12 protein-coding genes are annotated in these 13,258 nt (G+C 40.3%); 10 read left to right on the forward strand and 2 right to left on the reverse strand.

Features of this window, described 5'->3' with window-relative positions; genetic code table 11:
• Positions 1 to 9 precede the first annotated feature (9 nt).
• From SAZ04_RS19645 to SAZ04_RS19685, 9 genes are all read left to right on the forward strand, one after another.
• Positions 10 to 522 carry a serine dehydratase beta chain gene (locus SAZ04_RS19645; RefSeq protein ID WP_332698569.1) on the forward strand — a complete coding sequence of 171 codons (513 nt, stop codon included), beginning with the start codon at positions 10 to 12 and terminating at the stop codon, positions 520 to 522.
• Positions 522 to 1,403, forward strand: a complete 882-nt coding sequence (sdaAA, locus tag SAZ04_RS19650; RefSeq protein WP_332698571.1) for an L-serine ammonia-lyase, iron-sulfur-dependent, subunit alpha — start codon at positions 522 to 524, stop codon at positions 1,401 to 1,403. The genes SAZ04_RS19645 and sdaAA overlap by 1 nt, the downstream gene beginning before the upstream one ends.
• 14 nt (positions 1,404 to 1,417) lie before the next feature.
• Positions 1,418 to 2,533 (forward strand): glycine cleavage system aminomethyltransferase GcvT, encoded by a 1,116-nt coding sequence (gcvT, locus tag SAZ04_RS19655; protein WP_332698573.1) that lies wholly within the window; start codon positions 1,418 to 1,420, stop codon positions 2,531 to 2,533.
• A 163-nt stretch (positions 2,534 to 2,696) separates the two neighbouring features.
• Positions 2,697 to 3,092, forward strand: a complete 396-nt coding sequence (gene gcvH / locus SAZ04_RS19660; RefSeq protein WP_332698576.1) for a glycine cleavage system protein GcvH — start codon at positions 2,697 to 2,699, stop codon at positions 3,090 to 3,092.
• Position 3,093: 1 nt separating this feature from the next.
• On the forward strand, positions 3,094 to 4,446 hold the full coding sequence (gcvPA, locus tag SAZ04_RS19665) for an aminomethyl-transferring glycine dehydrogenase subunit GcvPA (RefSeq protein ID WP_332698579.1): 1,353 nt from the start codon (positions 3,094 to 3,096) through the stop codon (positions 4,444 to 4,446).
• A complete protein-coding gene (gcvPB, locus tag SAZ04_RS19670) occupies positions 4,439 to 5,929 on the forward strand; it encodes an aminomethyl-transferring glycine dehydrogenase subunit GcvPB (RefSeq protein ID WP_332698581.1) in 1,491 nt (496 codons plus the stop codon). The genes gcvPA and gcvPB overlap by 8 nt, the downstream gene beginning before the upstream one ends.
• A gap of 343 nt (positions 5,930 to 6,272) precedes the next feature.
• Positions 6,273 to 7,151 (forward strand): lipoyl synthase, encoded by an 879-nt coding sequence (gene lipA / locus SAZ04_RS19675; protein WP_332698584.1) that lies wholly within the window; start codon positions 6,273 to 6,275, stop codon positions 7,149 to 7,151.
• A 41-nt stretch (positions 7,152 to 7,192) separates the two neighbouring features.
• On the forward strand, positions 7,193 to 7,498 hold the full coding sequence (locus SAZ04_RS19680) for a HesB/IscA family protein (RefSeq protein ID WP_332698587.1): 306 nt from the start codon (positions 7,193 to 7,195) through the stop codon (positions 7,496 to 7,498).
• A 400-nt stretch (positions 7,499 to 7,898) separates the two neighbouring features.
• Entirely contained in the window at positions 7,899 to 9,074 is a 1,176-nt protein-coding gene (locus tag SAZ04_RS19685; RefSeq protein ID WP_332698590.1) for a sulfite reductase subunit alpha, read from the forward strand.
• A gap of 1,425 nt (positions 9,075 to 10,499) precedes the next feature.
• On the opposite strand, the gene SAZ04_RS19690 is transcribed toward SAZ04_RS19685, so the two are convergent.
• The gene (locus SAZ04_RS19690; protein WP_332698593.1) at positions 10,500 to 10,664 is read right to left on the reverse strand and encodes an anti-TRAP protein; all 165 of its coding nucleotides are present in this window, start codon (positions 10,662 to 10,664) and stop codon (positions 10,500 to 10,502) included.
• 24 nt (positions 10,665 to 10,688) lie between these two features.
• Positions 10,689 to 12,263, reverse strand: coding sequence for a tryptophan halogenase family protein (locus SAZ04_RS19695; RefSeq protein ID WP_332698596.1), 1,575 nt, complete (start codon positions 12,261 to 12,263; stop codon positions 10,689 to 10,691).
• Positions 12,264 to 12,483: 220 nt separating this feature from the next.
• On the opposite strand from SAZ04_RS19695, the gene SAZ04_RS19700 reads away from it, so the two are divergent.
• Positions 12,484 to 13,113 carry a LysE family translocator gene (locus SAZ04_RS19700; RefSeq protein WP_332698599.1) on the forward strand — a complete coding sequence of 210 codons (630 nt, stop codon included), beginning with the start codon at positions 12,484 to 12,486 and terminating at the stop codon, positions 13,111 to 13,113.
• The last annotated feature ends 145 nt before the right edge of the window (positions 13,114 to 13,258 follow it).

A 13,258-nucleotide genomic window follows, 5' to 3' on the forward strand; every position in this document is an offset into this window, starting at 1 on the left:
AGCATTATCATGAAGTTTCAAAGTTGTTTTGATATTATTGGCCCGATTATGGTAGGACCATCAAGTTCTCATACAGCAGGTGTCGTATCCATCGGCAGGTTTATTTACGAGCTATTGGGCCGATGTCCAGAAGAGGCTGAAATTATTTTCTATGATTCCTTTGCAGAAACATATCAAGGACATGGAACAGATAAAGCCCTTATTGGTGGATTGCTAGGTATGGATACAGATGATTCTCGGATTAGACATGCAGTCGAGATGACCAAACAATATGGACTATGCTACGAATTCTATCTTGAAGACAGTTGTCTAGAATATGAACACCCAAATACAACGGTCGTTACGGCAAAGCGTGGGGAATGTATTGTAAAAGTAGGTGGTGTATCGCTTGGCGGCGGTTTATCTAAAATCTTTATGATTGACGAAGAGATGATAGATATTCGCCTAAGCGCTGGCGATGACTTTGCAGCACTTGCCAATCAGTATCGGCTAAGAAGGAACTTACTTACGGGGGTAATATAATGGAAATTCAGTCCATGGAAGAGCTGATTGAAGCTTGCAACCGTGAGCAAAGAACCATTGGTGAAGTGATGCTGATGATGGAAGTGAAAAAGTCGGGAAAAGATGAAGAAACCATTATTAGTATGATGGAAGAACGATTGGTCAAAATGAAAGAAGCCGTTGATACCGGGATAAAAGATGCCTCGACTGCGCCAAGTGGTATTTCCGGCGGTGATGCTGTAAAAATGTACGACTATATAAATCAAGGTAAAACACTGTCTGGAAATTATATTAGCGATGCAATGACTTTCTCTCTGGCAACCTCTGAAAGCAATGCACGAATGGGCGTTATTGTGGCTACTCCAACAGCTGGGGCAGCCGGTATTTTGCCCGGTGTATTATTTTCATTGCATAAAAATGAGGGGGCTTCTTATAAAGACTTAGTCATGGGCTTGTTTACGGCTAGTATGCTTGGTTATGTGATTGCGAATCGTTCCTTTATTTCAGGTGCAGCCGGCGGGTGTCAAGCAGAAGTAGGATCTGCAACGGCTATGGCGGCGGGAACAATCGTAGAGCTAAAAGGAGGTACACCAAAGCAAGCCGTGAATGCGACAGCAATTGCCATGAAGTCACTATTAGGCTTAGTATGTGACCCAGTTGCCGGTCTTGTTGAAGTGCCTTGCATTAAGCGAAATGTCATAGGAACATCCATTGCCTTTTCAGCTGCTGACTTAGCCCTTGCCGGTATTGAAAGCCGCATTCCATGTGATGAAGTCATTGAAGCGATGTATAAGGTCGGAAAAGAAATGCCACGGACACTACGGGAAACCGCACTTGGAGGTCTTGCGATGACCGAAACAGGTAAAAAGGTAAAAGAACAGTTATTTCATAAGAAACCGTAATCGGAGGTGTATCCATGAGTACAGAAACAGTATTAAAGCAAACGCCGCTTTTTGAAACATATAAAAAATACGGTGCAAAGGTAATTGATTTTTGGGGGTGGGAACTGCCGGTACAGTTTTCCAGCATTTTAGAAGAACATGAGGCTGTCCGAAAGGAAGCAGGACTCTTTGACGTCTCTCATATGGGAGAGGTGCTGGTTACAGGGAAAGATGCAGAAAGCTATATTAACTACCTTGTAACAAACGATGTAACAAAGCTTAGTATCAATCAAGCTCAGTATACAACTATGTGTTATCCAGACGGTGGTACGGTCGATGACTTGCTTGTTTACAAATTAGCGAATGAAAAATATCTACTCGTAATTAACGCAGCAAATATAGAAAAAGATTATGAGTGGATGGAGCAGCATGTAAAAGGAGATGTAACGCTTCAAAATATTTCAGGTGACATTGCGCAGCTCGCCCTTCAAGGTCCAAAGGCAGAAGGTATTTTACAAAACTTAACAGAAACAGACTTAACAGAAATTGGCTTTTTCCAATTTGCTCAATACGTCAATCTGGATGGGGTTACAAACGTTCTCGTATCCCGTACAGGGTACACAGGGGAAGATGGATTTGAACTTTATTTAGCGGCAGATAAGGCGGAAGTCCTTTGGGAGAAGCTTCTAGAAGTAGGGAAGGAAAATGGATTAAAACCATGTGGACTTGGTGCACGTGACACTCTTCGTTTTGAAGCAAGGCTTGCGTTATATGGCCAAGAGCTCACAAGCGATATCAGTCCGCTTGAAGCAGGAATCGGTTTTGCCGTCAAAACGAACAAAGAAAGTCATTTTATCGGCAAAGACATCCTTACAGCTCAAAAAGAAGAAGGATTAAAACGTAAATTAGTAGGGATTGAAGTGACAGGCAGGGGAATTCCTCGTCACGGTTATAAGGTATTTTCAGCGGGTGAAGAGGAAATTGGCTTTATTACATCCGGAACCTATTCCCTGTCTTTGAAGAAAAGCTTAGGTCTTGCGCTTGTATCGGCAGAGCATGCTGACGTGGGAACGCAGCTAAAGGTTGAAGTGCGCAAGAAAATGATTGATGCCATTGTTGTAAAAGAACCGTTCTATAAAAGGGGTTCATGAAATTTTTAGTAGAGTTATAGCGATCTTTGTTTGAAGATACGTAATTGTCAGTCTCCTCTTTACAAAGACGGCAAATCGACAAGTACGTTACAGGTAAAATTTTTCTCAATAATTTTCAAAATTATAAAAATATTAAAAACAGAAGTGAAAGGAAGAAAAAACAATGACAAGTGCAACAGCAAACTTATTATATAGCAAGGAACATGAGTGGGTACTACAATTAGACGGAAATCGAGTACGAATTGGAATCTCTGATTATGCACAAAAGCAGTTAGGGGATATTGTTTTTGTTGAGAGTCCAGCAGTTGGTGATGAAGTAAAAGTTGATGAACCAATGGGAACAATCGAATCCGTTAAAGCAGTTTCTGAACTTTACGCTCCAGTATCAGGTACAGTTGTTCGTGTAAACGAGGAGTTAAACGATACTCCTGAGGCAATCAATGAAAATCCGTATGAAGCAGGTTGGTTAGTAGAAGTGGACATATCCAATCCAGAAGAGTTAGTATCGCTTCTAAATGAAGGTGAGTACCAAGCATTTATCAATGAAGGAGAGGAATAAGATGACAAACACTTATAGATACCTTCCTGATACGAAACAAGATCAAGAAGAAATGCTCGCTTTTTTGAACATTTCTTCTATAGATGAGTTATTTGAAGACATTCCATCTGATATTCGTTTAGATGGTGAGCTAAACATTCCTAAAGCCGTTCCTGAACCGCTTCTTTTGAAAAAAATGCATCAGCTTGCTTCACGAAATAAAAATGCTAACTACTACCTGACTTTTCTTGGTGCGGGTACATATGATCATTACATTCCAAGTGTGGTCAATCATATGATTTCACGCTCTGAATTTTACACGGCTTATACACCCTATCAACCGGAAATCAGCCAAGGTGAGTTACAAGCCATTTTTGAGTTCCAAACCATGGTTTGTGAGTTGACAGGAATGGATGTAGCCAATTCTTCGATGTACGATGGCTTTACATCACTTGCCGAAGCTGCTTCACTTGCTGTTGCCTCAACAAGACGTTCAAAAGTACTTGTATCTAGAGCCGTTCATCCTGAATCACGTGCCATCTTAAATACAGTAGCAGACGGACAAGGATATACGGTGGAAGAAGTGAATCTTGCTGATGATGTTACAGATTTAGAAAAACTGGAAGAACAAATGGAAAAGGATACTGCCGCCGTTATTGTTCAATACCCAAATTTCTTTGGTTCTATTGAAGATTTAGCAGAGGTGAAAAAAATTGCAGAGGCAAAAGGAGCGCTTTTCATCGTCAGTGCCAACCCGATGGCACTAGCGCTTCTGCAGGCGCCAGGCAAACTCGGAGCGGATATTGTGGTCGGTGATATGCAGCCTTTAGGAATACCGATGGCCTTTGGAGGCCCGCACTGCGGTTATTTTGCGGTTCATAAAAAATTTATGCGTAAAGTACCGGGACGCATTGTGGGGCAAACGACAGACGACCAAGGAAAACGTGGATTTGTGCTAACCCTACAAGCGCGTGAGCAGCATATTCGCCGTGACAACGCATCATCCAATATTTGTTCCAATCAGGCATTAAACGCTCTTGCATCTGCCATCTGCATGACAGCACTTGGAAAGCAAGGAATTCGACATATGGCACAGTTAAATGTTGAGAAAGCCGATTACATGGCAAGATGTCTTCAAAAGAAAGGCTTCATCCTTATGAATCAAGCACCATTCTTTAATGAATTTGTGGTGGAGCTTCCTTGTTCGGTTAAGGAGGTTAATGCAAAATTGCTTGAGGCGGGAATCATCGGAGGATTTGACTTAGGAAGTGATTACGGCTTTAACAATCAAATGCTCATTGCGGTGACTGAACAGCGAACAAAAGAAGAGATTGACGAATTTGTAGAGATATTGGAGGCGGTTGTAAATGGTTGAATACAATGAGCTAATTTTTGAAGTCAGTCGTCCAGGGCGTGTCGGTTCAAGCCTTCCGGAAAGTGACGTAGAAGGCATTGATTTACATGATAAGTTTCTGAAGCATTTGATTCGTGATATGCCTGCGGAGCTCCCGGAAGTATCAGAGCTTCAGCTTGTGCGCCATTACACAGCACTTTCTAATAAAAACCACGGGATCGATAATGGTTTCTACCCGCTTGGTTCTTGTACGATGAAATACAACCCGAAAATTAACGAAGATGTGGCACGCTTCGAAGGCTTTAGCCGCATCCATCCATATCAGCCAGCTGAAACGGTACAGGGCGCACTAGAGCTTTTATATGAATTGCAGGAAGAATTGGCTGAAATCACAGGCATGGATGCGGTGACGTTACAGCCTTCTGCTGGGGCTCAAGGAGAATGGACCGGTTTAATGATGGTAAAGGCCTATCTTGAACAGAAAAGAGAAAAAAGAACGAAGGTATTGGTTCCGGACTCAGCGCACGGTACAAACCCTGCCAGTGCCACCGTTGCTGGTTTTAAAACGGTCACCATCCCATCCAATGAAAATGGTTTGGTGGACTTAGAAGAATTAAAGAAGCATGTTGACGATGATACAGCTGCATTGATGCTAACAAACCCTAATACACTTGGGTTGTTTGAAAAAGAAATTGTAGAAATCGCTAAAGTTGTTCATGAAGCAGGCGGATTACTTTACTATGACGGCGCGAATGCTAATGCGATTTTAGGGAAAACAACACCAGGGAAAATGGGCTTTGACATCGTACATTTAAATCTCCATAAGACGTTTACAACGCCTCATGGCGGAGGAGGTCCCGGAGCTGGTCCGGTCGGTGTGAAAAAGAAACTTATTCCGTACTTACCAGTACCGCGTATTGAAAAAAACGGTGAGAAATATGTGTTGAACTCTAGTCACCCGTTGTCTATCGGCCGTGTAAAAGGGTATTATGGGAACTTTGGTATTTTGGTTCGTGCGTACACCTATATTCGCACGATGGGGCCTGAAGGATTGCGTCAAGTATCTGAAGGGGCAGTGGTTCATGCGAATTACCTTCGTAAAAAGCTTGAACCGTATTTTGATGCACCATATTCACAAATTTGTAAGCATGAATTCGTGTTATCAGGATCTAGACAGAAAAAGCTCGGTGTGAGAACACTTGATATGGCTAAACGTCTGCTTGATTTCGGCTACCATCCACCAACGATCTACTTTCCTTTAAATGTAGAGGAATGTTTAATGATTGAACCGACCGAAACAGAGTCAAAAGAAACAATGGATGCCTTTGCTGATGTGATGATTCAAATCGCTAAAGAAGTGGAAGAAAATCCAGGTATCGTATTAGAGGCACCACATACCACGGTTATTGGCCGATTGGACGAAGTACTTGCAGCAAGACAACCCATCTTGCGTTATACAAAAGAGGAAGCGGCAGAGAAAGAAAAAGAAACTGTAAAGGCATAAAATAAAACTTTCATCAGTGTGGGGGAGCATCCCCCACTGATGGTTAGTTAAGATCTATAGGACTCCACAGAGAGTGTCAGTGGCTTTAAGCGTGTGGAACTAAGTTTGGTTAAACCAAGTTATTCTTTCGTTAGTTTTCTTCTACTTCTCAACTCTTGAAGTGGGGACTGTTATTAATGCGTGAAAAACTAATTTGAGTTTGAACACACACTAACAGAAATGAAAAATATTTTCTCACTAGTTCATTCTTTGGAGTTTCAAATCCAAATCAATACCCAATGTATCTATTGTAATTAGGGCTTATTTAAGCCAATTTTATGTTACGTTCATAGGAGTGAAAGATATGACCATCGATTATGTCCGTAAACCGGAGTGGCTCAAAATTAAATTAAATACCAATGAACAGTATACAGGCCTAAAAAAAATGATGCGTGAAAAAAAGCTTCATACGGTTTGTGAAGAAGCAAAATGCCCTAATATTCATGAATGCTGGGCTGTACGCAAAACTGCAACCTTTATGATTTTAGGTAGTATATGCACACGTGCTTGCCGATTCTGTGCGGTTCAAACAGGGCTTCCGACAGAGCTTGATTGGGAAGAGTCGAAACGTGTGGCAGAATCAGTGGAGCAAATGGGCTTAAAGCATGTCGTGATTACGGCCGTTGCCCGGGATGATCTAAAAGACGGTGGGGCTGGAGTTTTTGCGGGGACGGTACGAGAGGTGAGGAGCCGCAATCCATTTTGCAGTATTGAAGTCCTTCCATCCGATATGGGTGGGGAATATGACAACTTAAAAACATTAATGGATGCAAAACCAGACATTTTAAATCATAACATTGAAACCGTCAGACGCTTATCGCCGACAGTTCGTGCACGTGCAACATATGAACGTTCGCTTGAGTTTTTGAGACGTGCAAAACAAATGAATGCCAATATTCCAACGAAATCAAGCATTATGATTGGTCTTGGAGAAACGAAAGAAGAAATCATAGAAACGATGGATGACCTTCGTGCTAACGATGTTGATATTATGACAATTGGTCAATATTTACAGCCAACGAAACGCCATTTAAAAGTACAAAAATATTGGAGTCCACAGGAGTTTAATGAATTAAAGGAAATTGCATTGTTAAAAGGGTTTAGTCACTGTGAAGCAGGCCCGCTCGTTCGCTCTTCCTACCATGCAGATGAACAGGTCCGTGCAGCAAAAGCGAATGTGTAATGTTGAAAGGTAGGACACTAGTGAGAGAAGGGGAGGATCCTATGGTTATTACGTTAACAGAGGCGGCGTTGAACAAGCTAAAAGAAATGGTGTTCAAGGACGAACAATCTCCCCGAATTGACGCTGATATAGCTGGGGGATGCGGGATGACTGTTAAGTTTACGCTAGTTTTTGATGAACCACGACGAAACGATACGCTTATTGAGTACGAGGGGATCCAGATTCGAATGGATCGTTTTACGCAAGGTTATTTAGATGAAGAGGTCCAAATTGATTATACAGATGAACGTGGCTTTCTTATTGGAGAAACCTTAACTTCAAGTTCATGTGCACAATGGGACGATTAAATTAAAAGGAAAAGCTTAAATACAGTAAAGAAGTATAGGTAGAAACACAAATATCATAGATATCTAAGCAGAAGAAAGACAAGTAATTCAGTATGCTCTATGTGGTAGACAATATAATATAAACGAAGATTGAGAAGGATGAGGACATTGATAGGAACGGAGCTCGTATCCAATTTCATTTGGGGTATGTTGGCTATTTTTTGGATATGGATTTTTGTTCGCGATATAAGAAATCGTATAGTCAAATCCGGTCACATTATGCTGCTTGTTTTTGCACTTGTTATATTATTTAAGTTTCTCTATGAAATGCTACATAGTTATTCGTTTTAGAGAGTTAGGATGATCCATTTTTTTTTTTTGTTATACAAGCAATATATACTACCTTTGGAGGTTAAGAGCTATGAAACTTAATTTAGAAGATACTAAAAATGCCAAAAGTGAGAAACTCCCATTTTCAAGGACCAATCCATTTCAAGCAAAGATTTTAAAAAATATTAATTTAAATGGAGCTGGCTCTAGCAAGGAAACAAGGCATATTGAGTTATCATTACAAGGGTCAAGCCTTTCTTATGTCCCAGGTGATGCACTTGGCGTTATCCCATCAAATGATCCAGAGCTTGTGGCTTCTATTATTAATGAAATGGAATGGGATGAAGAAGCTGTTGTAACCGTTAGTAAGCAAGGTGAGACACTGCCACTGAAGGAAGCGTTAACAAGCTACTTTGAAATTTCACTGCTGACGAAGAAGATTTTACAACAGGCAGTTGTATTTACAGAAAACGAAGAGCTGCAAAAGCTTGTGCTGGTTGAAAATGTAAATCAACTAAAGGAATATTGTTATGGGCGTGATTTGCTTGATATGTTACGTGATTTTGGTTCATGGAAGGCTTCTGCTCAAGAAATCGTCTCATTATTAAGAAAAATGACGCCGCGTCTCTATTCTATTGCAAGCAGTATTACTGCTAATCCAGATGAAGTTCATCTAACCATCGGTGCTGTACGCTACACGGCGCACGGACGCGATCGAAAAGGCGTTTGTTCTGTTTTATGTGCAGAACGTGTTCAAGAAGGAGATACGCTTCCAGTCTTTGTTCAAGCAAATAAACACTTCTATTTGCCAGAGTCTCAAGATAAAGATATTATTATGGTTGGGCCTGGGACAGGCATTGCACCATTCCGTTCTTTTATCCAGGAACGAGCAGTGAATAAAGCTACTGGCCGGTCATGGCTATTTTTTGGAGACCAGCATGCAGCGTCAGATTTCCTTTATCAAAGTGAGTTGGAAAAATATCAACAAGATGGGGTATTGACAAGACTTGATACTACCTTCTCCCGTGATACGTCTCAAAAAATTTATGTGCAACATAAAATGCTCGAACATAGCAAAGAATTGTTTGAATGGATTGAAAAAGGAGCTTATTTCTACGTTTGTGGGGATAAGGAACATATGGCGAAAGGCGTCAACGAAGCGCTTATTACTGTTATTGAAAAAGAAGGCGCGATGGCCCGCGATGCAGCTGAAGCGTATCTTAAAGATATGCAGAAGCAAGGGCGTTATCAACGTGATGTGTATTAAAATCAAAGCGTTTTAAGTATACAGTTATATTGTTTTAACCCTTTGTTCCGGTTGGTATGGAGGGTTACTTTTTTGATTGTCTTTCTTTTCCTTACTATTATTTTACAAGATAAGCTGATTTGGATGCAAATCGCCCTTTTTCGCATAAACGGAGAAATAGGGTTCTGGTTGTAGATTTGAAATAAAGTCACGATGTTTATAAAAAAGATGCGAAGTGGGGGCTTCCTGCTTCCACGACCATTGCTTAGAAAACTAAGTCTTACGCAGTCTCCACAGGCGTAGATTCGGGCAATTCCATCCCTAATGGACGCATGTACCTTAATACCTTAGATATTTTACGCACACAAGGGGCTTGGTTTTCGCTCTAATTCGTGTGTGCAACCTTATATATCTACTTGTCAAAGAACGTCATAAGTCTATTATAACATTTGTCTACGAACTTGCGTTCTAATAAATGTTGACAATTCATCTCCCCCTTACCGTTGGGCTACGCCCTTTACTCGCTTGAAAAGGGAGACTTCTTGTCAAAAACCGTTAAAATAAAATCGCGACGTTTATAAAAAAGTTTGATTAAAAATCCTGTATTAGGATTTTTTCTTGTTCCACGAACGGGCCATTTAATTGAATAAGGGGTAAAAGTCTCGAAGGAAAAAAAGATTGTTGTAGAATATACAAAGTAGACCTTTCATAGAAGCATAATTTGGTCACTTTGTACTTCTACGAATTGGGGTGAAGTCCTTTTTTGTATTTTCTGAGTAATTGTTAAACAAGGGCTTAGATAATCGCAAAAGGCTCAATTAGTGAACTACTCACCACTTAGCTACGCTTGAGGTGGGAGCTTCTCACTTCCATGAAGAAAGCAACCTTTCTTCTCCATGAGCGTTACTTCGGGTAGTTCCTACCCTAGATGTCCGAAGAATCGGAGTTCTTTCGTACCTTGGATATTTTACGCATGGAAGGATCAGCTTGGTTTTCACATTTTTATTTCTCCATGCAACCTCATATATCCAGTTATCAAAGAACATCATAGCTATATTTTATGATAATACTAAATTTTGAGCTACCGCCCAACCGAAATTCATCTCCCCCTTATCGTTGGGCTTCGCCCTTCACACGATTGAAGAGGGAGACTTCTTTCGGGACATGTTAAAATGAAGCCCTATCTCACACATTAGAGAAGGGCTTTTAATATTTCCACACAGCTCAAATAAAAAGATTATCTAATTCACGAATTTCCTCACTCATTTGTAGGTGGTGACAGCTTCGATGGTACTACTCCTTTAAACCCGGCTAATTTGAACAAGTAAGTTTTTCAAGTCAATTTAAGTACACACTTTTTCCGCCATTTTATAGAGTCTGAAAAATAAAATTGTTCTTAGCTATACATTTTTCAATGCCACCAGTTGAAACAATAGCCGGATTTCTTTATTCACTCGTATACTTTTTTATAAAATGAAGCAGAGTGTTTCCTTGAGAAGTTAAAATAATAACTCCCTTCTCAGTACTTTTTTTACACGGTAATCCGTTTTCTCGTCGAGTTCCTTCACAATTAGGACAGACTAATTCTAAATCGTCTGTTGTTATAACCATATATCAATCCTCCACGATATCCTTTTACACTTCTATACCATGTAGATTCTTTAAGTACTCGTAGGTTGAAGGTAGTTTTGTCTTTAGTTCGATAGTTTCTTTCTTCAGTGCAGCGAACATCTCCTTCGCTTCCTCAATCGCCTCGGGACGATATTGCAGTTTAGGTAATGGGTTATCCGGTAGCCAGCCCATGCCGGCAAACATGTTGTAATAATTACTATTGGTCCAGAAATTACGAAACTCGGACTCGAAATTACCGTAATAGGAGGATTCATCGGTAGTTGGAGGCATATTGACAACGAGTCCAGCTTTGTAGGTCTCCAACTTATGCTTGAGTGAATCCGATAATTGTAAATCATGTTTATTAGCGCGCCAGAATGGCGTGTCATCACGTGAGGTAGTAAAGTAGTGCGTTTGGATAAAGTCCCGGCAATCATCAAACATCTCCTCAATCTCTTCGTTGAAGCGTGCAATCAGGGTAGGATTGAAATCCTTGTCTGGAAAATGCTTAACTAATTGATAGATTGCCGCATAAGTAAAATATAGACCCGTAGATTCAAGAGGCTCAAGAAAACATGATGATGTGCCAATAGACACGCAGTTCTTCACCCAGGAACGGCGATTACGTCCGGTTCGAAATTTGATTTGATTCAACTTTACCTCATTCGGATCAAGATCCCACAGTCCGATGAACTCTTCAGTCGCCTCATCGCGCGAGACAAACTTGCTGGAGAAAACATAACCTGAACCGAAACGGCCGAGCATAGGAATCTTCCAAGCCCAACCATGCTTCATGGCAATTGCCGAGGTGTAGGGCTCTATCCCGTTACGCTCGTCATCATGTGGAATGTTTGCAGCTACCGCACTGTCACACAAGAGCTGATTGCTCATATCAATAAATGGCTCCTTCAACGCCTGATTGATAAGTAGCCCACGGAAACCGGAACAATCTATGAATAGATCAGCCTCATAGCGACCACCTTTGCATGTGGTGAGCGCGGCGATGTTTCCATCCGACTTTAGCTCCACATGCTCAACCTCGTCTACAACATGATTAACTCCCCAACCAACCGAAAGTTCGCGGAGATAATCCGCCACCAAATGGGCATCGAAATGCCACGCGTGGCTCATAGCTTGGGTACCATCCAACATATACGGTGAAAGTTTTTCATCTAGCAACGGTGCAGCGCTATAGCAGGCGTACTGCATCGGCTCGGTGTCGTCTTCTTTTCGCTGACGATGCATCCAATAATGCGTAAGTGGAATATTATCGACATTAGGAACCTGTCCAAAAAGGTGGTAAAAGTAATTGTTACCTGTAGCATCAGGATTCTTATTCCAGTTAATGAATTTTATGCCGCATTTGAATGACGCGTTGCAGTGACGCATCCACTCCTCTTCGGGTATACCTAAGAAGTCAAAGAACGCCTTCTGTAGATTGGGTATGGTCGCCTCACCAACACCAAGTTTTGGAATAGTATCAGCCTCAATAAGAGTTATGTTAAGTTGACTACCAAAAACCTTAGATATGTAGGAAGCGGTCATCCACCCTGCGGAACCTCCACCAACTATAAGAACATCACGAATAGCTTTTTCCAAAAAAACACCTCCAAATTTAATGAACATCCCAAATACTAACTTTTAATACCTTTTTTATATTAAATGGATTATATTTACAGTAACAAACATTTAATATAAAATAAATACTACAAATATCCCAATTCCAATAAATTTTACCAATTATCTTAGTTCTTGCTTTCTTAATATAAAAAATGTTTTATAATGGGGTAAATATTTTTGTTTAAGGGAGGGGCTTTCAGTGGATTTAACATTAGTTTTATCTTTTTTAGGAGTGGCAATAGTTCTTACTTTAATGCCAGGTCCAGATATTCTGTTTGTTATTGCCCAAAGTATTTCACAAAATAAAAAAGCAGGAATAGTAACCGGACTAGGACTTTGTTCAGGATTAACTGTACATATTACTGCCGCTACACTTGGGATTTCAGCAATCATTTATCAATCAGCATTAGCTTTTGCAGTAGTCAAATATGCTGGCGCGGTTTACCTGTTATTCTTAGCTTGGCAGTCATTCAGAGAAAGGGAATCTGAATTCATGGTCAGCAAAAATAGTCAGAAAACCTTAAAGTATAAATCATTGTACAAAAAGGGGATTTTCATGAACATCTTAAATCCTAAAGTTTCGTTATTCTTTTTGGCATTATTACCCCAGTTTGTTGATAAATCATTGGGGTATGTACATCTCCAAATGTTCATTTTAGGGATAATCGCTATGTGCCAGGCTTTAGTTATTTTTATTGGAATCAGTGTATTTTCTGATAAGGTACGCGACCTATTACTAAATAATCTATTTATAGCAAAAAGAATGAACGTTATAAAAGGTTTGTTGCTTGCCTTTATTGGTGTACAGATTGCATTTAGTGAGAAATAATTAAAGGTTAATATAGTTTATTGAACTTCAATTGTGTTTACTAATCATAGTTAACAAATTACTCCAGAATACCAGCTAATATAAGTCAACATTTCTTAAGTAATAATACTAGATTAAAGATGTTATAATAAAAACATGCATGACA

The sequence above is a fragment of the Halalkalibacter lacteus genome (assembly GCF_036663595.1).
GTDB classification, from domain to species: Bacteria; Bacillota; Bacilli; order Bacillales; family Bacillaceae_D; genus Halalkalibacter; species Halalkalibacter lacteus.

Bases quoted from the DNA above. Each gene is read 5' to 3' on its own strand.
- SAZ04_RS19645 (WP_332698569.1), top strand. From the start codon at position 10: ATGAAGTTTCAAAGTTGTTTTGATATTATTGGCCCGATTATGGTAGGA.
- sdaAA (WP_332698571.1), top strand. From the start codon at position 522: ATGGAAATTCAGTCCATGGAAGAGCTGATTGAAGCTTGCAACCGTGAG.
- gcvT (WP_332698573.1), top strand. From the start codon at position 1,418: ATGAGTACAGAAACAGTATTAAAGCAAACGCCGCTTTTTGAAACATAT.
- gcvH (WP_332698576.1), top strand. From the start codon at position 2,697: ATGACAAGTGCAACAGCAAACTTATTATATAGCAAGGAACATGAGTGG.
- gcvPA (WP_332698579.1), top strand. From the start codon at position 3,094: ATGACAAACACTTATAGATACCTTCCTGATACGAAACAAGATCAAGAA.
- gcvPB (WP_332698581.1), top strand. From the start codon at position 4,439: ATGGTTGAATACAATGAGCTAATTTTTGAAGTCAGTCGTCCAGGGCGT.
- lipA (WP_332698584.1), top strand. From the start codon at position 6,273: ATGACCATCGATTATGTCCGTAAACCGGAGTGGCTCAAAATTAAATTA.
- SAZ04_RS19680 (WP_332698587.1), top strand. From the start codon at position 7,193: ATGGTTATTACGTTAACAGAGGCGGCGTTGAACAAGCTAAAAGAAATG.
- SAZ04_RS19685 (WP_332698590.1), top strand. From the start codon at position 7,899: ATGAAACTTAATTTAGAAGATACTAAAAATGCCAAAAGTGAGAAACTC.
- SAZ04_RS19690 (WP_332698593.1), bottom strand. From the start codon at position 10,664: ATGGTTATAACAACAGACGATTTAGAATTAGTCTGTCCTAATTGTGAA.